The 554-nt window shown below is 67.7% G+C and carries 1 protein-coding gene; it reads right to left on the bottom strand.

The window, feature by feature from the left end:
- Window positions 1-144: 144 nt before the first annotated feature.
- Window positions 145-516, bottom strand: a complete 372-nt coding sequence (locus tag ACFXBC_RS33895) for an FAD-dependent oxidoreductase (RefSeq protein WP_385033552.1) — start codon at window positions 514-516, stop codon at window positions 145-147.
- Between the last annotated feature and the right edge of the window lie 38 nt (window positions 517-554).

Raw genomic sequence — 554 nt, 5'->3', positions numbered from 1 at the left:
GTGGGTTGTAAATATCTCTGTGTGTGTATTCTGTATTTTAAAACAAACCCCCCGCCCCCGCATTCACGTGACCCTCTGGGTGGTCCCCACACCCGGCTGGTGGGTGGCGGGCCCACGCCGTGCGGGCCGCCGTACGGGCCGGTGTCAGCCTCCGACGATCTCCTCGGCGAGCCCGAACGACAGGGTCATCCCGGCGCCGCCGACACCGTTCACCACGGTGACACCCGGTTCGGGCTCGGTCAGCAGCTCCGTACGGCCGTCCCGCAGAGACGGGTAGTAGCCGCTCCAGCGCTCGGTGATGGCCGGGTTGGGCAGCTGGGCGAAGGTGCCCAGATAGTCCACCACCGCCTGGTTGATCTCCTCGCTCTCGAAGGGGTGGAGGGTGTTGGCGTACGCGTGGCTGTCGCCGATGGTCAGCCGGCCGTCCGCGGTCTGCGAGAGCAGCACATGGACGCCGTTCTCCCGGTGGAAGGGCAGTTCCTCACCCATCCGGGCGGCCAGCGCGGGCCTCGACAACCACTCGGGAGAAGGCGGCGGATGGACACGGGGTCACC

Source organism: Streptomyces sp. NPDC059398, assembly GCF_042751845.1.
Taxonomy (GTDB): domain Bacteria; phylum Actinomycetota; class Actinomycetes; order Streptomycetales; family Streptomycetaceae; genus Streptomyces.
Note: the sequence above shows the minus strand (reverse complement) of the source record. Positions and strands in the feature narration are given on the sequence as shown.